17 protein-coding genes are annotated in these 17,830 nt (G+C 60.3%); 7 read left to right on the top strand and 10 right to left on the bottom strand.

The window, feature by feature from the left end:
- Both ACILRN_RS08615 and ACILRN_RS08610 read right to left on the bottom strand, forming a co-directional pair.
- A partial coding sequence (locus tag ACILRN_RS08615; RefSeq protein ID WP_395687369.1) for an NAD-dependent epimerase/dehydratase family protein occupies positions 1-499 on the bottom strand: 499 nt, incomplete at its 3' end.
- A gap of 3 nt (positions 500-502) precedes the next feature.
- Positions 503-766, bottom strand: a complete 264-nt coding sequence (locus ACILRN_RS08610) for a hypothetical protein (RefSeq protein WP_395687367.1) — start codon at positions 764-766, stop codon at positions 503-505.
- 118 nt (positions 767-884) lie between these two features.
- Here ACILRN_RS08610 and ACILRN_RS08605 point away from each other — a divergent pair, with 118 nt between their 5' ends.
- Positions 885-2,369, top strand: a complete 1,485-nt coding sequence (locus tag ACILRN_RS08605; protein WP_395687365.1) for a 4-hydroxyphenylacetate 3-hydroxylase family protein — start codon at positions 885-887, stop codon at positions 2,367-2,369.
- Positions 2,366-2,569: a hypothetical protein gene (locus ACILRN_RS08600; RefSeq protein ID WP_395687363.1), complete on the top strand. Its 204-nt coding sequence runs from the start codon at positions 2,366-2,368 to the stop codon at positions 2,567-2,569. The genes ACILRN_RS08605 and ACILRN_RS08600 overlap by 4 nt, the downstream gene beginning before the upstream one ends.
- Before the next feature lie 169 nt (positions 2,570-2,738).
- Here the strand turns inward: ACILRN_RS08600 and ACILRN_RS08595 are convergent, their stop codons facing one another.
- Positions 2,739-3,929: a M20 family metallopeptidase gene (locus ACILRN_RS08595; RefSeq protein ID WP_395687362.1), complete on the bottom strand. Its 1,191-nt coding sequence runs from the start codon at positions 3,927-3,929 to the stop codon at positions 2,739-2,741.
- A 71-nt stretch (positions 3,930-4,000) separates the two neighbouring features.
- On the opposite strand from ACILRN_RS08595, the gene ACILRN_RS08590 reads away from it, so the two are divergent.
- Positions 4,001-4,774: an SDR family NAD(P)-dependent oxidoreductase gene (locus ACILRN_RS08590; protein WP_395687360.1), complete on the top strand. Its 774-nt coding sequence runs from the start codon at positions 4,001-4,003 to the stop codon at positions 4,772-4,774.
- Between the two features lies 1 nt (position 4,775).
- On the opposite strand, the gene ACILRN_RS08585 is transcribed toward ACILRN_RS08590, so the two are convergent.
- The 5 genes from ACILRN_RS08585 to ACILRN_RS08565 are packed head-to-tail and all read right to left on the bottom strand — an operon-like array spanning position 4,776 to position 9,675.
- Positions 4,776-5,999 (bottom strand): diaminopropionate ammonia-lyase, encoded by a 1,224-nt coding sequence (locus ACILRN_RS08585; RefSeq protein WP_395687359.1) that lies wholly within the window; start codon positions 5,997-5,999, stop codon positions 4,776-4,778.
- Between the two features lie 15 nt (positions 6,000-6,014).
- Entirely contained in the window at positions 6,015-6,563 is a 549-nt protein-coding gene (locus ACILRN_RS08580; RefSeq protein WP_395687357.1) for a VOC family protein, read from the bottom strand.
- Positions 6,560-7,687, bottom strand: a complete 1,128-nt coding sequence (locus tag ACILRN_RS08575) for an acetoin dehydrogenase dihydrolipoyllysine-residue acetyltransferase subunit (RefSeq protein ID WP_395687355.1) — start codon at positions 7,685-7,687, stop codon at positions 6,560-6,562. The genes ACILRN_RS08580 and ACILRN_RS08575 overlap by 4 nt, the downstream gene beginning before the upstream one ends.
- Positions 7,688-8,695 carry an alpha-ketoacid dehydrogenase subunit beta gene (locus ACILRN_RS08570; RefSeq protein ID WP_395687353.1) on the bottom strand — a complete coding sequence of 336 codons (1,008 nt, stop codon included), beginning with the start codon at positions 8,693-8,695 and terminating at the stop codon, positions 7,688-7,690.
- Between the two features lie 11 nt (positions 8,696-8,706).
- Positions 8,707-9,675: a thiamine pyrophosphate-dependent dehydrogenase E1 component subunit alpha gene (locus ACILRN_RS08565; protein WP_395687351.1), complete on the bottom strand. Its 969-nt coding sequence runs from the start codon at positions 9,673-9,675 to the stop codon at positions 8,707-8,709.
- A gap of 113 nt (positions 9,676-9,788) precedes the next feature.
- Between ACILRN_RS08565 and ACILRN_RS08560 the strand changes: the two genes are divergently transcribed.
- The 3 genes from ACILRN_RS08560 (at position 9,789) to ACILRN_RS08550 (ending at position 12,827) form a co-directional block, all read left to right on the top strand.
- Entirely contained in the window at positions 9,789-10,265 is a 477-nt protein-coding gene (locus ACILRN_RS08560; protein ID WP_395687349.1) for an Lrp/AsnC family transcriptional regulator, read from the top strand.
- Positions 10,266-10,338: 73 nt separating this feature from the next.
- Entirely contained in the window at positions 10,339-11,859 is a 1,521-nt protein-coding gene (locus tag ACILRN_RS08555; RefSeq protein WP_395687347.1) for an acyl--CoA ligase, read from the top strand.
- Positions 11,856-12,827 (top strand): 2-dehydropantoate 2-reductase, encoded by a 972-nt coding sequence (locus ACILRN_RS08550; RefSeq protein ID WP_395687345.1) that lies wholly within the window; start codon positions 11,856-11,858, stop codon positions 12,825-12,827. The genes ACILRN_RS08555 and ACILRN_RS08550 overlap by 4 nt, the downstream gene beginning before the upstream one ends.
- 54 nt (positions 12,828-12,881) lie before the next feature.
- Here the strand turns inward: ACILRN_RS08550 and ACILRN_RS08545 are convergent, their stop codons facing one another.
- Complete coding sequence (locus ACILRN_RS08545; protein ID WP_395687343.1) at positions 12,882-14,243, bottom strand: aminotransferase; 1,362 nt, start codon at positions 14,241-14,243, stop codon at positions 12,882-12,884.
- A gap of 272 nt (positions 14,244-14,515) precedes the next feature.
- On the opposite strand from ACILRN_RS08545, the gene ACILRN_RS08540 reads away from it, so the two are divergent.
- Positions 14,516-15,439: an FCD domain-containing protein gene (locus tag ACILRN_RS08540; RefSeq protein ID WP_395687341.1), complete on the top strand. Its 924-nt coding sequence runs from the start codon at positions 14,516-14,518 to the stop codon at positions 15,437-15,439.
- 389 nt (positions 15,440-15,828) lie between these two features.
- On the opposite strand, the gene ACILRN_RS08535 is transcribed toward ACILRN_RS08540, so the two are convergent.
- Complete coding sequence (locus ACILRN_RS08535; RefSeq protein ID WP_395687340.1) at positions 15,829-17,352, bottom strand: M20/M25/M40 family metallo-hydrolase; 1,524 nt, start codon at positions 17,350-17,352, stop codon at positions 15,829-15,831.
- Between the last annotated feature and the right edge of the window lie 478 nt (positions 17,353-17,830).

The raw sequence follows: 17,830 nt of genomic DNA, 5'->3' as shown, positions 1-17,830 counted from the left end.
CGCCATAGACCGATGACAGCCGCAGGACACAACTGCCCCGGAGCAAGCCACTGAAAACCGCATTGCGGACCAGGCGTTCGGCTTCGATCTTGCTCATGCCATAGGATGTGCTTGATGCGAGCGGGCTTGACTCATCCACCGGCGAGCGGTCGCTGCGCGGGGCGTAGACGGCAATCGACGACAGGAACACGAGCCGGCTGATGCCAAGCTCGGTCATTGCTGCCAGCACATTCGCCGTTCCCATAACATTCACTGCAGTGATGAGATCCGGGTTGTCGCCTGCCACCATCGCCCCGGAAATTGCTCCAGCATGGATCACCGCATCAGGTTGGCAAGCCTCCAGCCATTTGCCGACCGCCGGTCGATCACGCAGGTCCAGACTCTGCACTGCCGGACCCGAGCCAAGATCACTGCCAAGCACGGTCGCTCCGCCCGCTTCGAGCAACTGGCCAACCCGTCGGCCAATAAAGCCAGACGCACCTGTGAGGGCGACACGCATGCGTCAGACCGCCCGGCGCGAGCCAAAATCGAAATCAGATGGAACGGGCAGGCTTGGGAAACCCTCCAGCCACGGAAATTCGATGTCCGGCAGCACGTTCTGCGAATGCGGGTCTGCCGCGCGGATCGAATGCGCGCCACCACGCGCGAAATCGAGGGTGATGTTGAGGTCCAGCGGCGCACCGCCGGGCCATTGCGGATCAGGCATTCCGCCGCCGTGAGCGAGGAAATCGCGGATTGCCTGGGTGGAAGAGGCGCTGTGGGTCACGCGCGTGGCTCCGGAACAGGATTTAACCAAGTTGAATATGGCCAGTGTGCGAGCAATTTGGTAGCATGAAAGCAGGATCGAACTGAACCAAGCAGGCTTGGTCCTGCGGGGAGGTAACATGGCTATAAGGGATGGCGCAGCCTATACGCGCAGCTTGCGGGACGGCCGCACCGTGTTCATCGATGGCAAGCAGGTGGGCGATGTTACCCAGCATCCTGCTTTCCGCAACGCAGTTGCGTCCTTCGCCAAGCTCTATGACTTTCAGGCGGCCGCCGAAAACCGAGAGCTCATGACGGTGCCAGCCAATGGTGCGCGCGAGCGGGTCAATCGCTCGTGGCAGCTGCCACGAAACCATGCCGATCTTGTCTTGCGGCGCAGGGCAATCGAGACCTGGTCGGCTCAACATCTCGGCTTCCTCGGCCGCTCACCCGACCATCTCGCGACGACGCTGGGTGGCATGGTCATGGGGCTGGACGTGTTCCGGGCAAGATCAGACGATCGCGCCAAGGCACTGGCCGACTATTTTTCCTACGCCAGGGACAACGACCTGTTCGTGACCTATGTCATCCGAAATCCACAGTCGGACCGTTCGAAGGGCGCATCGGAGCAGGCACGCGACGTCGTGCTGCGCATCGTCGACGAGGATGCCTCCGGCATCACGGTCGAGGGCGCCAAGATGCTCGGCACAAGTTCAGTGATGTCAGACGAGATCCTGGTTGCGGCGATAGAACCCCTGAAGCCAGGTGAAGAGCGATATGCAGTCTCCTTCGCGATGCCGCTGGCAACGCGCGGAGTGAAGCTGCTTTCGCGACGCTCCTATGAGGCCGCTGCGGGAGCGTCCTTCGACTACCCTCTCTCCACACATTTCGACGAGAACGACGCGATTGTCGTTTTTGAAAACGTCAAGGTTCCATGGGAACGGGTTTTTGTTGCCGGAGACGTCGATCTTGCGAGGGCGCAGTGGCATGACACGCCTGCCCATGTCTACCAGAACTACCAGTCGCAGATCCGCCTCGCCACCAAACTCAAGTTCCTCGTCGGACTGGCACGGCGGGTGGCGCAGACGAACGGTGTTGCCGATGTGCCGCAGGTGCGTTCAACGCTTGGCCGGCTTGCCGCCCAGGCCGCCATGGTGGAAGGCCTCGTTGCCGGGATGGAGATTGAGGGCCGCGAGATTACGGGCGGCTATTTCGTGCCATCAGCGCCCCTGCTGTATGCTGCGCTCTCGATCACCCAGGAACTCTATCCACAGATCGCCATGTCAATCCGAGAGTTGTGCGGAGGAGGCGTCATCATGCTGCCGTCCTCGGTCGACGACTTGGCCAACCCCATCATCAGGGATGCAATCGCCGCAACGCAGGTCTCCCCGGTAACAGATGCAATGGGCCGGATCGGTGTCATGAAGTTGGCATGGGATGCGCTGGGCTCGGAGTTTGCCTCCCGCCATACACAATATGAAATGTTCTACGGCGGAGCGACATTCGTCAACCATGGAAACATGGTCCGAACCTACGACTGGCGTACGGCGGAGGCGCTGGTCGACCAAGCCCTAAAACTGGCAGGTGACGTGCCCGCAGGTGTGATCAGCCGGACGGTGGCATGATCAACCGCGACGAGTGCAATGCCGCGCCAGATGCAATCAACGAGAAGCATTTCGACGCGAGGTTGCCTCGTGTCCTTACCGTTGCATTCGGAAACCTGGTGCGCGTGAGGAGCGTAAACGAGGTTCGCGATGTCCCTGAACGCGGCCTGTTCAACCCCCCTGCCGCAGAATCAAGCCATGCGCAAGCACATCACGCCTGACATCGGGCTGCGGCAGTTTGGCAATGGTGCGCTTTTCTCAACTGGCGACGATCGTGCCTTTGCCTTGCAGGCATGGTTTGCGATCTCCGGATCACGCACATCGGATCCAGCGACCAGGGCTTTCACGCAATGGTCGATCGGCGCCTCATCACGTCGCGCCGAGACCTATTCAGCGATTGAGCCAGTCGATCGCCGCTCTCGCGTAGATTGCAGCACACTCCACAACGTCGCGTTCCTCGACATAGTCATCGATGCCGGATGCGAGAAGTGGTTGCGGCCCGAAGCACACCGCGGGAATTCCAAGCGCGCGCCAGCGGCTCGCATCTGAGGCGGGAAGTCGAACGACAGGCGGACTTTCCCTTCCAAGAACAGATTGTGCGGCAGCGGCAACTGCCTTGGAAAGATGATCAGATGGTGAACACCAGTTCGGCTCCCAACCCTTGATGCGCCGAATCTCGGCTTTACCGCCACAGATGTCACGAACACGACGTTCAACCTCATCGATGGTGAGACCCGGAGGAACCCGGAAGTCGACCTCCGCAACTGCGATATCCGCCTTCTGGCTGACAAACCGCCCGCCGCGGATCGTGCCCGCATTGGCGCTGAGCCGGAACCCATGCTCACCGCCGTGTGCGGCCAAGGATGACAGCGCGGCTGGCGGTGTCACATACAGATCATTCAGTCGGTCAACCTCGAGCAGTATGCTTGCAAGCCGGGCAATAGCGGACGCGCCAGCCGTCGTCAGCATGCCCTGCCCGGATGGAACGCGGCAGGACATCTCAAGCCACAGCAGCCCCTTTTCCGCAAGACCAAGCGCCATGGCGCCAGGTCCCTCGCCACAGATGACACCATCGCCCACCAGATCGGGGCGCTGCTCCAGCAGGTAGCCGGCACCATCAGGGCCAAACACGGTTTCATCAGCCACCAGCGTGAGGCTGACGCGACCGCGAAACATATCGCGACGCTGCGCAAGATGGGCAAAGGCAGCAATCAACGCCGCCACCCCACCCTTCATGTTTCCCGCACCCAGACCGTAAATCCTGCCATCGCGCCGCGTCGCCTCAAAGGGCGGAACCGACCAGTCCGCGGTTTCACCAGGCCCAATGGTATCAAGATGACCGTTCAACACCAGATGGCGGCCTGCTGACACACCCTCGATGGTGGCAACGAGATTTGGCTTCTGATCAATGTGGGCGACCTCAGTCACAGTGAGCCCGTAACGCTCCAGGAATGCGCGGGCAACAGCAGCAGGCGCCCGAACGTCGCCTGGAGGGTTCTCGCTACGCATGCCAACAAGCTCGCAGCACAAAGATAGGATCGTTTCGCCGTCCATCGGACTGCCATGCACAGAACCCGTCATTTCAGGATGTCTCCGCTTGATGGTTGGCCATGCAGCGTCTAGTTTTCAAAGTACTGATCGGAGGGGCACTCATGGCGAAGCTTCTTGAAGGACAAGCCGCTTTCATCACCGGGGGCGCACAGGGCATAGGCCTTGCGGTGGCGAGGGCCATGGTGGCTGAAGGTGCGCGGGTCTGCATCGCTGATGTGCAGCAGGACACCGAAACGACAGCCGCAACACTTGGCGCCGATGCGCTGGGGCTCCGCCTCGACGTGACCGACGCAGTGGCCACGGACAAGGCCATCGAAACTGCCGCACGCAGATTTGGGCGCATCGACATTGCGGTGCCCAATGCCGGGATCCTTCTTCTCAAGACCGGAACTGACATGACACCCGAAGAGTTCCGCCGCGTTCTCGACGTGAACCTGACGGGAGCCTTCATCACCACGCGCGCACTGGGACACCACATGATGACCGATGGCAAGGGTGGCCGCATCATCATGACCTCCTCCTTGTTCGGAATTCGCGGTGGGCGGGAGAATGCCGCCTATTCTGCATCTAAATTCGGAATGATCGGCATGATGCAGAGTTTCGCCGCCGAACTCGCGCCACATGGCATTCTGGTGAATTGCGTGTGCCCTGGTCAGATGGACACACAGATGATCCGCCAGTTGTTCCGGGAACGTGCCCAGTTGCGCGGCATAAGTGAAGCCGAGGTCGCCGCCGGCCTGACCTCGCGCATTCCTGTCGGGCACCTTGGACCCATGGACCATCTTGCGGGCACCTACCTCTATCTTGCCTCAGACCTTTCGCGTTATGTCACTGGCCAATCGATCATCGTGGATGGCGGTTGGCAAGTCGGGTGAGTCAACTCGCCAGGCGCTCGACCGCACTCCCACTCCGGCCAACAACCTTCTCATAGGTCGCGGCGTCAGTATCGCCTTCGCTGCCAATTGCAACAATGAGCGAACCCGGCTTGAGGGCGAGCTTCACCCGCAGGGTGTCGTCGGCCACGGCCTCGATCAGGCCCGCAATCGCAGCACAGCCCGATTCGCCTGAAACGATCGGCGTATCACCCCCTCGCCCCTCTGCCAGCAGGCGCATCGAATCTGGTGCTGCCTGATCAGGTATGGCCAGCACGTCATCTGCTGCATGCCGCAGGATGGGCCAGGCAAGCGGCGATATCTCACCTGCCGCAAGACACGCCATGAAGGTGTTCACATCCCCCTCGACAGGGGTTGGCTTTCCAGCGGCGATCGACCGATAGATGCAATCGGCACGCTGCGGCTCCACCACGACAATGCGAGGCCGCTTGCCGCCCAGCGTTTCCCACAGGTGGCCGGCAACGGCCGCGGCGATCCCGCCGACGCCGCCCTGGACGAAGACATGCGAGGGGATGCGGCCATCCAGCTGCTCCATGAACTCTGCAACCATGAGCGTATAGCCCTGCATGACCATGGATGGAACCGAAGCATCGCCGCCACCGGCATTGGTATCCGCAACGAGGTTCCAGCGGTTCCTGATGGCGTCCTCCGCACACTGACGAACGGAATCATCATAACTGCCTGGAACCCGGGCAATGCGGGCGCCAAACCTTGCAATCTCATCCTCGCGCGACTGACTAACATGAGCATGGAGGTAGATCACGCAGCGAGCCCCGAACATCTCAGCACCCCAGGCGACGGAACGGCCATGGTTACCATCGGTGGCAGCCGCCACAGTGATGTCCGATACCAGAGCGCGGTACTTGCCGGAAATCAGATCGCCTGCGGTTACGCGACCATGACCCGCCTCCGCCAGGCGCTGCTGAATGACCCGAAGCACGGCATAGGCTCCGCCCAGTGCCTTGAAGCTCTTGAGCTTGAAACGCTTGGATTCATCCTTGTAGAAAATTTCCCCCACGCCAAGCTGCTTCGCAAGCCCTGGCAGCGGAACGAGCGGTGTCGGCGCATAGCCAGGCCAAGATGTGATCTCGCTGCGCATCGTGACATAGGCCTGCTGGTTGAGCACGGCCTTCTGCTCCGCCTCATAGGCGAGGTCGAAGCGGCTCTGCTGATTGTGGACATGGCGAGCGCCATGGTGACTTATCATGTCTGCTGATCTCCGTTACTGCTCCGGCCTTGCCGGATGCCAGAGTTTTCTGGTCGCGGTTTTTTCATAGGCCTTGCCCTGCGGATAACAGCAGAGTTCCATCTGCAAACCCCAGGGAGACAGGAAATAGACCCACCAGGACCCGGCCGCCGGGCCTTCCTCGATGAACTGCGGCTCGCCCATGATCTTCACCCCATGCGCCCGCAAATGAGCGATCGCGGCCTGAAAATCATCGACATAAAAGGCAAGGTGGTGACCACCCCAGTCACTGTTCCTTGGTCTTTGCCGCGCCTGGTCCGGCGAGGCGTATTCGAAGATTTCGAAATTGGTTCCAGTGCGGCACCTCATGAAGCAGTAACGCAGTGTAGCATCCGGATGAACACCGAGATTGGCCGGCATGAAATCCGGGTCCGGACCGAATGTCCCGCCATCAAAGATGAGCTCGCAGCCAATGACATCGCGAAAGAACGCGACCGCCTCATCGAGGTCAGGAACCGTCAGTCCGACATGCTCCACCCCGCGCAGGCCAGGAATGCCGGATCGCCTTCCGGGAGCCCCGCTCACGCGCCATCCCCTTCGGACAGGAAGCGGTTCACCAGACTGTTGAAGGCCACCGCCGCCTCCATATGCGGCATGTGACCTGCACCCTCAAGCAATTCCACCTTGACGCCGGCCGGCAGTCCATCGGCATGGCTCGCAGGAATGATGTGGTCGTTCCGGCCCCAGATGACCAGAACGGGCCCCGATAGTGATGCCAACTCCTGCCGCAGGCTGCCGCGCTGGCGGCCATCCCGGAAATTGGCCGCGGCAATGCGCGTCCACGCCTCTGGGACGCCGTCGCGACGCCTCTGTTGCAGCAGAGTGTCTGCCATCTGGCGGGTCGCGGCGGACGGATCCGCAAAGAGTCGCGACAACGCCTCCTGCATCGGTTTTCGCCGGTCGGCACTCAGCACACCGGAAATGAAGTCCATATCGATGTCGGAACCCAGCCCGCCCGAGGCCACCAGAGTGGCGGAGGCAACACGCTCGGGATGGTGGGCCGCGATGAACAGCGTGACCGCACCTCCCAGCGAATGGCCTAGCACGTGGGCGCGAACGATCCCGAGTGAGTCCATCGTCGCGAGAACCGCCTTCGCAAGATCCGGCACCGAACCTGATCCTTCCGTGAGACTCGAATTGCCATGTGCCGGAAGATCGAGAGCGTGAACAGGCCTGCTCCCCGCCAGTTCCGCCTGATTGAACAGCCAGTTGTTCAGATCGCCTGCAAAGCCGTGCAACAGGACGAGCGGCGTCGCATCACCTGAGCCCATCGACAAAACGTTAATCGAATGCGGCGGCGCCTCGACCAGCCGGGCCGCCGGTCCACTATCCGTGTCTGCCTGGGATACCTCACGCGCATAGCGTTCGATGTAGGCCTCGACCTCGGCTTCGCTTACATCCGGCGCAGCCACCACTGCGAGAAGGGTACCCACCGATGCCCGCGCACCTGACGCCACCACCAGACGGCGGACCACGCCGGAGGCAGGCGTTTCCATTACATTGGTAATCTTTTCGGTCTCGATTTCGACAACCTCAGCGCCGGGCTTCACCACGTCGCCCACTTGAACGAGCCAACCCGCAACCTTGCCCTCGGTCATCGTCATGCCCCACTTGGGCATGGAGATCGCCGCAATGCGCTCGCCGCTCATTCAGGCCTCCAGCACCTTGCGAACAGCCGCCTCGACCTGTGCAGGCTGCGGAATATAGGCCGTCTCGAGGCTCGGCGCATACGGAACAGGGGCATGCGGCGGGGTTACCTTCAGGATCGGCGCCTTGAGGCTGCCAAAGCCCTTCTCCGCTACCATTGACGCAATGTCTGCCGCCATGCCGCAGCGTGGCGAGCTTTCATCCACGATGACGAGCCGCCCTGTCTCGTCCACCATGTCGAGTATGGTGTCCTCATCGAGTGGCGAGGTGGTGCGCGGGTCGATGATGGCGCAGTCGATGCCGGCCGCCGCCAGTTTCGCCGCAGCCTCCTCGGCAACCTTCACCATCCGCCCGAGGGCCACGATCGTGGCATCACGACCCTCCCGCACGATGCGCGCCTCTCCGAACGGCACGGTATAGGCGCCATCCGGCACTTCACCCATGTCTTCATAGAGCATCTTGTGCTCGAGGAAGATCACCGGGTCGTCATCGCGGATCGCCTGAATGAGGAGACCTTTTGCATCATAAGGGTTCGACGGGATCACCACCTTCAGCCCCGGGATGTGCGTGAAGATCGGGTAGAGCGCCTGGCTGTGCTGACTCGCAGAGCGGGAACCCGCACCGAAGGTGGCACGCACCACCAGCGGTGTCACCGCCTTGCCGCCGAACATGTATCGGAACTTTGCGGCCTGATTGAAGATCTGGTCGAGGCAGACGCCCAAAAAATCGACAAACATGATTTCGGCAACCGGACGCAGGCCTGTGGCGGCCGCCCCTGCCGCGGCTCCAATGAAGGCGCTCTCGGTGATTGGTGTGTCCAGGATGCGGCCCGAGCCGAATTCACCGAGAATTCCCTTGGTGACACCGAAGGCGCCGCCCCAGGCATCCTTCTCACCGGAGGCGCCCGCGCCTCCCGTCACATCCTCGCCCATGATGATGACGCGGTCATCACGCCGCATCTCGAGTTTCAGCGCCTCGTTCAGGGCGTGACGAAAGGATTTACGTGGCATGGCAAGGCCCCTCAGGCGTAGCTGACATAAACGTCGGTGGCGACTTCGCGCGGGTCCGGTTGTGGCGCTGCGCGCGCTGCCACCACTGCCGCGTTGATCAGTGTGTCCACCTCGCGGTCGACGGCATCCAGTTCAGCCGGGTTGAAGAGCCCCGCCTGCGTCACCCTCTCACGGAAGATCTTGAGGCAGTCGCGCTTCTGCCGCATCGCCTCCTTTTCCTCTGGTGTGCGATAGGTGTCGGTGTCGCCCGAGAAATGGCCGAAATAGCGAGGCACCTCGATCTGCAGGAAGGAGGGGCCCTCTCCGGTGCGGGCACGCGCGACAGCGCGAGCCGTTGCCTCTTCAACCGCGAAGAAGTCCAGACCGTCCACTTTTTCAGCCGGCATTCCATAGGCGCGGGCGCGCTCGCAGATATCACCAGCAACTGCCACGGCACTGCTCGTTGCTTCCCCGAAGCCGTTGTCCTCGACCACGAAGATGACCGGCAGTTTCCAAACAGCAGCGAGATTGAGGCTCTCCGCCGTGGTCCCCTGGTTGAATGCGCCATCACCCATGAAGGCAACGGCAACACCCCCCGTCTTGCGATACTTCGCGGTGAGAGCGGCCCCGCAGATCAGCGGCGGCCCGCCACCGACGATGCCATTGGCGCCCATCATGCCCCGGTCGAGATCGGCAATGTGCATGGAACCGCCTTTGCCCTTGCACGTTCCAGTGGCCTTGCCGAAAATTTCCGCCATCATGCCGTTCACGTCGACACCCTTGGCGATGCAATGGCCGTGTCCGCGGTGGGTCGAAGCGATGCGGTCGCCATCGCCAAGTCGAAAGCACACGCCCGCCGCAGACGCCTCCTGGCCGGCGTAAAGGTGAACTGCACCTGGAACGTCACCAGTCGCCATTTCCTGATTCACCCTCTCCTCGAAGGCCCGGATGGTCTTCATGGTGCGGTAGGCATTGATCAGTTCTTCGCGCGACAACTGCATCGGCCACTCCCTTTCTCGGAGACATAGTGAGCCAGTTTGCAGAGGGATTTTCCTCGCTTTTTAGTCATTTTTCGGGTTTATCTTGCGTGATTGCTAAAAATCTAGAGATAATCATGCACAAGTCGACCCTTGATGAATTTGACAGGCGGCTGCTGCGGCTGGTTCAGGGCAACAATCAGATGACCCACAATGAACTTGGCCAGGCAGTTGGCCTGTCGCCATCGGCCTGCCAGCGCCGGCTCGCAAAATTGCGCGAAACCGGGGTGATCGAGGCAAACCTGGCCGTCGTCTCGCCAGAAGCAGTGGGCCGCCAGCTAACCATGATCGTAGACGTCACTCTTGAACGTGAGCGCCCAGACATCGTGGACGAATTCAAGCGAGCGATGGTGGCAACGCCTGAAGTCATGCAATGCTATTATGTAACGGGGGATGCCGACTTCGTCCTCGTCCTCACCGCCCAGGACATGCGCCATTACGAGGCCTTCACCAAGCAATTCTTCTTTGCAAACCCCAACATCCGTCGCTTCCACACGCGCGTCGTCATGGATCGTGTAAAGACGGGTCTGTTCGTGCCGATCGAAGCCAATTGAGCAACCTTGCGGGGCGCGAGCATTTTGGATACAAGTATACGATTGTCAATTGCCAGCCCTAGCATGTGAGCATATGCCGAGACACATCTCCGAACTCATCGCAGCGCATCCCGATGACGCCCCCGCACTGGGTGCGCCAGACCGACCCTGGCTCAGCTATGGAGGCCTGCGCACATTATCGCGCAGCGTCAGAGAAGGATTGGCAGCCTGGGGCATCAGCAGTGACGACCGCGTGGCAATCGTGCTCCCGAACGGACCCGAAATGGCGGCTGCCTTCATCACTGTGGCGCAGGCTGCGATTACGGCTCCGCTCAACCCCGGCTACAGGCGGGAGGAGTTTGCTTTCTACCTGTCCGACCTTGGCGCCAAGGCGGTCATCGTGCCGGAAGGCTATACCGGCCCGGCGCTTGAGGCAGGTGGCGAACTCGGACTGTCAATCATCAGGTTGCACCCTGGCGAAGCAGCGGGCGCATTTCACCTCAGTGCCCCGGCCAGCGCCAGGCCCGCGCCTGTCCGGCGCGTCCACGGCGCGCAGGATGTCGGCTTGATTCTCCACACATCGGGAACAACGTCACGCCCAAAGATCGTACCGCTCACCCATGCCAACATTTGCGCCTCTGCCCAAAACATCATGCACACCCTGGCGCTCTCTCCCAAAGACCGGTGCCTCAACATCATGCCACTGTTCCACATTCACGGGCTCGTCGCGGCGGTGGCTGCAAGCCTGGCTGCCGGGGCCTCGATCTGGTGTTCGCCTGGCTTCGATGCGCTTCGGTTCTTTGGCTGGATGGATGCATCCCGGCCGACGTGGTATACTGCGGTGCCAACCATGCACCAGGCAATTCTGGCGCGCGCAGCGCGTAACACTGAAACCATTGGACGGACACCTCTGCGCTTCATCCGCTCCTCGTCGGCCTCGCTGCCGCCGCAAGTGATGATCGCGCTTTCGGAGACATTCAACTCTCCCGTCATCGAAAGCTACGGAATGACAGAAGCAGCCCACCAGATGACCTCGAACCCTCTGCCACCCCGCCCCCAGAAGCCGGGTTCGGTTGGCCTCGCCGCAGGCCCCGACGTGCGCGTGGCACATGAGGCGGAGAACCGGCTGGTGACCGAGCCGGGCGAAGTTGTCATTTCCGGACCCAACGTGACACCAGGCTATGAAAACAACTCCGTGGCCAATGAAAAGAGCTTCTTCGATGCCGAAGGAAAACGATGGTTCCGGACAGGAGACCTTGGAAGCTTCGATGCAGACGGATATCTTACCCTCAGCGGGCGGCTGAAAGAGATCATCAACCGTGGCGGCGAAAAAGTCAGCCCGCTCGAGGTCGATGCCGTGCTGATGGACCATCCTGCGGTACAGCAGGTCGTGACTTTCGGTATTCCACATGACAAGCTCGGCGAGGAGGTTGGGGCCGCGATCGTGCTGCGCGAGGGCATGAGTGCAAGCGAGACCGACATCCGGAGCTTTGCCGAGTCACGCCTTGCAACCTTCAAGGTGCCGCGCAGGATCCTCATACTCGAGGAAATCCCGAAGGGTGCAACAGGAAAGCTGCAGCGCATTGGCCTTGCGCAGAAACTGGGGCTGACATGACCCGGATCTGCATATTCGGCGCCGGAGCAATTGGCGGCTATGTCGGCGCCAGGCTGGCGATGAAGGGAGAGGCCGAGGTCTCGCTGGTGGCTCGCGGCCCGCACCTTGCAGCAATGAAGGCAAACGGCCTCACGCTCAAGCAGGACGGCAAGACGCATGTCGTGCGTCCACGGCTCACGGACAATGCCGCCGAACTGGGTGCGCAGGATTTCATCATCCTAGCGCTCAAGGCGCACAGCTTGCCGGGCGTCGTCGGCCAGCTTTCACCGCTTCTTGGAAAGGACACAGCAATTCTGTTCGCGCAGAACGGCATTCCGTGGTGGTATTTCCATGGCGTGGGTGGGCCGCTGGAGGGCACCAGACTTCAGAGCGTCGACCCGGGCGGCGCGATCTGGCGCTCCATCGGGCCGGAGCGGGCGCTCGGTTCAGTCGTCTGGCAGGCTGCCGAGATCGAAACGCCCGGTATTGTTGCTCATCACTATGGCGACCGGATGCCGATTGGCGAGCCAACCGGCGAGAAAACCGAACGAGCACTTCTCCTGAGTGGACTTCTCACCAGAGCCGGCATCAAGAGCCCCGTGAGACCAAATCTGCGCAATGAAATCTGGCTCAAGCTGTGGGGCAATCTCAGCTTCAACCCGGTGAGCGTGCTCACCCTCGGCACCCTCGCAGGACTCGCATCCGATGACGGCACGCGCCGCGTGATCCTCGCCATGATGGAGGAGGCGCGCATGGTGGGTGAGGCACTGGGCGTTGCCTTCGCGGTGAGCGCCCTGGAACGGTTGGAGATGGCCGCAAAGGTGGGAGCCCATCGTACATCGATGCTGCAGGACGTTGAGGCAGGCCGGCCAACAGAACTCGACGCCCTTCTCGGCGTGGTGATCGAATTGGCAGGTCTTGTGAAGATCGATACGCCCAGCCTCCGCCTCGTCTATGATCTCTGCAAATTCCGTAGCACGCCGCGCTGACGCGGAGGCCGGATCAAGACTGCGCCTTCCATGGGCGCACCAGGAAAGATCGGTTTACGCAGCTGCCGCCCTTACCTCTGCATAGACCTGATCCATGGTGTGGCGCAGTATGGAGAAGAGCTCGTCGATCTGCGGCTCAGTGATGATGAAAGGGGGCGCCAGCACCACGGCTGCCCCGAGCGGACGGCAGATCAGGCCATTTGCAAGGGCCTGGCGGGAGACCCGCTCGCTCACATCGAGGTGCCCTGGGAACGGAGTCTTGCTGTGCTTGTCGGCCACCATCTCGAGAGCGCCCATCAGGCCGACGCCGCGCGCCTCGCCGACCATGGGGTGATCCTGCATGGCGCGCAGTTGCTTCTGGAATGCGGGAGAGACTTTCTGGACATTCTTCAACACGCCACCTTCGACGATCTCTCCGATCGCCGCCAGGGCGATGGCGCATCCCACGGGATGGGCCGCCGTGGTGAAGCCGGTCGGAAGCTCTTCATAGGTACGACAGGCTCTTTCGAGCCGTTCCGTCATTTTCTCGGAGAGCACGATGGCGCCCATCGGGAAGAAGCCGGAAGTGATCACCTTCGAGGCCACGACAATATCAGGTTCGATCCCGTATTTGATTGATCCCCAGAGCTCTCCCGTGCGTCCAAAGCCGCATATCACTTCATCAGCGATGAGCGGCACTCCATATTTCCTCAAGACCGGCTGGATCGCCTGGAAATATCCCTCGGGCGGCGGAATGACGCCTCCTGCACCCAGGACGGGCTCAGCAAAAAAGCCGGCGATGTGATCTGGACCGGTGTTGCGAATGGTCTGCTCCAACTCCCAGGCCAACCTTCCGGAGAACTCCGTCTCGCTCTCGCCATCCTTCGCCTCACGCCAGTGATGCGGCGATGTCAGGTGGCGCACCTCATACACGGGGAGCCCGGATGCTGATTTCACGTAGTCCTTTCCCGTAAGGCTCGCCGTCATGATCGTCATGCCGTGATAGGCGTTTCTGCGGCTCAGCAGGATGCGGCGATGTGGCTTCCCTTCCTGCTCGGCTAGCAGCCAGAGGAGCTTGACGACCGTATCATTCGCCTCCGAGCCGGAGTTGGCGAACAACACGCGGTTCGCCTTCATCGGAGCAAGGCGGATCACTTTTTCGGACAGGTCAAGTGCAGACTGGGCGACCCGCCCGAAAAAGGCATGATAGGCTGGGAGCTTCGCATAAGCCTGCGTGGCAGCCTCGATCAGCCTCTTGTTGTCGAAGCCCAGGACGACATTCCACAGGCCGGAATTGCCTTCGAGATACCGCCTCCCCCTGTCATCGTAGATGTAAATTCCTTCCCCGCGATCGACGATGACCGGTCCCGACTGCTCCAGCGTCGGAATGTGGGAGAAGGGATGCATGAAGGCGCTCGGGTAATTTTGGATCGTCACTGGATTCTCCAATAGATTAAAGGCGATTTGCCCGCGCAGTTGCTGGGCTGGTTGATGGCGGCAGCAGGTTCGCCGTCAGGGTGGCGGGCAAACAGTACGTGCTGCAAGACCTGTCTCTTGAGGCAGCATGGCCGCCCCGGCGCGAGAGATGTCCCTTTCACTGCAATTTGCATCTCGGCTACCCAAAGCCTGGCTTGATGATTGACCGGAACGTTATTGTGTTTTTAGATGTACGTAAAATACAAAAATCACATGGCTGGACGCATTTCCGGATGATACAACTCAAGAGCGATCTTCAGGAGGAGCTGGTCACACGCATCCTGGGCTTGCTGAGATCGCCCTCTGCCGTTCCGCTGGAACGCATGCGCGAGGCCGTCCTGTCCAGAGAGCTTGGCGTATCAAGAACGCCGATCAGGGCTGCTCTCCAGCATCTGGTGCGGGTGGGCGTCCTCGAACCTCACCCGCACGGTGGATATACGCGCGGCACTGCACCGCCTACGATCCGGACAGCCCGGTCAACAGCCAAGCCGGGAGTAAGCCTTTACGGCCGCATTGTGCGCGACATCATCCTCAATGACATGCCGGAGCCGGCCTCGGGAAAATTCCTCGAGCGCAGATACTCGGTGGGAAAGGGTGAACTGTCCCGGGTTCTGAGGCGGCTCATGCGTGAAGGACTGGCGGAACCCTCGGCCGGGAGAGGCTGGCGCTTCATGCATTTTGACGCCGGGCAGATATCGCGGAGCTACCACCTGCGGATTGTGCTGGAGCCTGCCATCATGCTTGATCGACATTTTTCGATGAATCCTGAGTCCCTCATCCGCATGAAGGACGAGCAGCAGGCGGCATTGAACAGTCTGGGGCCCAACAGCTTGTGGCCAGAACTCTTTGAGCTTGACGCGTCGCTGCATGAAACGCTTGCACAAGGATCTGGAAACGAACTGGTCGCAGGCATTATCCGGCAGCAGAATAACTTCCGGCGGCTTGCCGAGTTCTTCAGTTATTCGCGGCTGGACCGGATCGGGGCCTCAATCACCGAGCACATTGCCATCCTTGATGCCCTTATTGCCGGAGACCGGCGCTGGGCTTCCGAACTCATGCGCCAGCATCTGAAGGAGTCGCAGCGCCAGACCGAAGAGCACATCCAGCACGATCTGGACACCGTCCGCCGCGCATCCAGCGGAATTGAGATGCTGTAGTCAGCAAACCCACGCACACGCCATTTGGCCGACCACCACTTTGCCGATCCCAGATCAACAAAGCGGTAACCACAAGAACGTGCCAGAAGCCAGTCGCCGCCGATGCATTTGACTGGCGATCAAGTCAGGCACGATGATGAAGCCGCCGAGATGGTCGGGTCATTCAATGTCGCACCCAGCAGCAGAATGTATCTGATCCACTTCATCTATCGATAGCATAAAAAACAGACATGACGACCCCAGCAGGGCATTGACTGCGCTGATTGCTCAAATAATTTGCTTTTCGATACCTGCGGTTCTGTTGGTTTTATAATCATTGGCTCTTTTTCATTGTTGCCCATACTCAATGCCAGCGCCTCCAACGCCACAGCGTTGGTGACAGCCGAAGCCTATTCTTGCAGATGACACCCCTTGTAGGGAATTGACTTGGTGACGGCCCGATCATTTGCCTTGGAGGTGTCCCTGATGGAGGACCTGGTCATGGCGAATTGCAGCACCGCGTCAGCCGCGGCGTCAGACATTTGGTCGAGGACCTCGTCGTTATTGTTGGCATATGTGTCGCAGGCCTGATGGTAGCAGGAATCGAAGGCCTCACCTGCCGTCCCACCGAACAGGGCCGCCTCTTCCGCTGTCTTGATGTCTTCGGCACCCGTGAACAGGCCTCCTGCAGGGATACCGGCATCGATGAAGGGGCCATAGTCAGAACGGCCGTTGAAGGGAGCTGCCTTCACAGCTAGTTTCTGCTCTGCAAAATACTTGTTGAACACGCTCTCGATTTTGGCCGAGCCATTGGGACCCGCGGTTCCGGTATCGGAGCCGTCGCCGTCATAGACGAAGCGGCCGAAGTTGGGCGACCCGATCATGTCGAAGTTTAGGTTCAGCGCGATGCGCTTTATCTGCTTCTTACTCAGCAAACTGACATAATGAGTGGACCCTAAACACCCGAATTCCTCCGCGCCCCAGAAGGCGAAGCGCACCTTGTTCACGGGCTTGATCTTGAGCTTCGCCATCTGCACGGCGATCTCGAGGATGCCAGCGGCACCACTTCCGTTATCGTTGATACCGGCGCCACCAGGCACGCTGTCGAGGTGGGCACCGACCACTACCACGCGGTCACTGCGGCCACCGGGGGTGTCGGCAATGAAGTTGGCGGTATTGCGGATCTCAGAGAACGTATTGGTGGCGATATGAACCTGCAGGCCAGCTGTATCGGCGAGCAGGCTGCCGAGTGCGAAGCTCACGGAAACCGCCGGAATAGCTGCTGGAGCTTCCAGCGACCCAAAGAACAAGTCGGTGCGCTCCAGGTCACCCGGGTTACCCTCGTTGAAGATGATTGCAGCAGCAGCGCCGGCCTTGGCCGCATTGGCAATTTTTTGCGCGAACGAGCAGGATCCACGCTGAATCAGCGCAATACTGCCAAGAACGAACCCGTTGAAGTCGGCAGCTTCGCAGCCGGCGGTGCTGGTGGGCGTCGCGGTCGGCGGGAAGACGTTGTCATTGACCTGCTGAACGAAGCCAGTGATATCGCCTGATCCTGAATGGTCCATGATGGCGAAGTCGGTCTCGTAGACATAATTGATCGCGCCAGGCGCGGTCTGGGTAAAGGTCGCTTTGATCAACTCCTGGAAAAACAGAAATTCGAAAGGCTGGACCGTGACGCTATAACCGGCGGCCACAAGTGTGGACTTCACATAGGCCGCCGAGGCTTCAAATCCTCTTGAACCAGAGGTGCGGTCACCATTATTGGAGTCGGCAATCGATTGCAGTATAGCCTGATGAGATCGGACCCCCTCGAGGGTAACAGCCTGGCGCAGGGCGACACTGTTGACGTCATCGGCACCCCAGACGTAGCCAGCACTCGCTGCCAGAGCTAGGGCCATCGCCGATACCGCCGTGAAATGATTGAATATCAAGTTGTGCTACTCCCTGTGCCACCCTCATTTAAATTGACCAAAGATAGCCCGAAGCGTAGCGAAGTGTTATCCGAACTGCACCACCGAAGCGCGGATTAACAGCGGAATGCGGCACTACCCTTACCGGTAGACACGTTAGCACGAAACGCCTGGGTTCGGCTCAGAAGCAGCGGCCAGAGCGAAACGGATCGAGCGCACTCTGCCTAAACCTCCCCCACCCCGTTTAGACAAAAATCAAAACTCCAAACTGAAATCAGGGGTGAAGCAATAAAATGGCGAGCCCGACAGTATAAAAGCGATAACAGCTACATCATTGAATTCTCGTTACAATCCTCAGGTTGATTTTGACACTTGCATCACGAGGTTGATGATCGAAAATACTGCCTAGCCCGATCCACGCTGTTTATTGAGGGGGGCGGGTAGCTTCCAAAGTCTGTCTTTTTCTTCCGCCGTGCTGCAGTCATTCGTGCTGCAGTCA

Source organism: Aestuariivirga sp. (assembly GCF_044238155.1).
In the GTDB taxonomy this organism is placed as follows: Bacteria; Pseudomonadota; Alphaproteobacteria; order Rhizobiales; family Aestuariivirgaceae; genus Aestuariivirga.
This window is presented reverse-complemented; position numbering and strand designations above follow the sequence as displayed.

Coding starts and splice junctions, on each gene's coding strand:
- ACILRN_RS08605 (WP_395687365.1), top strand. CDS start 885: ATGGCTATAAGGGATGGCGCAGCCTATACGCGCAGCTTGCGGGACGGC.
- ACILRN_RS08600 (WP_395687363.1), top strand. CDS start 2,366: ATGATCAACCGCGACGAGTGCAATGCCGCGCCAGATGCAATCAACGAG.
- ACILRN_RS08595 (WP_395687362.1), bottom strand. CDS start 3,929: ATGACGGGTTCTGTGCATGGCAGTCCGATGGACGGCGAAACGATCCTA.
- ACILRN_RS08590 (WP_395687360.1), top strand. CDS start 4,001: ATGGCGAAGCTTCTTGAAGGACAAGCCGCTTTCATCACCGGGGGCGCA.
- ACILRN_RS08585 (WP_395687359.1), bottom strand. CDS start 5,999: ATGATAAGTCACCATGGCGCTCGCCATGTCCACAATCAGCAGAGCCGC.
- ACILRN_RS08575 (WP_395687355.1), bottom strand. CDS start 7,687: ATGAGCGGCGAGCGCATTGCGGCGATCTCCATGCCCAAGTGGGGCATG.
- ACILRN_RS08570 (WP_395687353.1), bottom strand. CDS start 8,695: ATGCCACGTAAATCCTTTCGTCACGCCCTGAACGAGGCGCTGAAACTC.
- ACILRN_RS08565 (WP_395687351.1), bottom strand. CDS start 9,675: ATGCAGTTGTCGCGCGAAGAACTGATCAATGCCTACCGCACCATGAAG.
- ACILRN_RS08560 (WP_395687349.1), top strand. CDS start 9,789: ATGCACAAGTCGACCCTTGATGAATTTGACAGGCGGCTGCTGCGGCTG.
- ACILRN_RS08555 (WP_395687347.1), top strand. CDS start 10,339: ATGCCGAGACACATCTCCGAACTCATCGCAGCGCATCCCGATGACGCC.
- ACILRN_RS08550 (WP_395687345.1), top strand. CDS start 11,856: ATGACCCGGATCTGCATATTCGGCGCCGGAGCAATTGGCGGCTATGTC.
- ACILRN_RS08540 (WP_395687341.1), top strand. CDS start 14,516: ATGATACAACTCAAGAGCGATCTTCAGGAGGAGCTGGTCACACGCATC.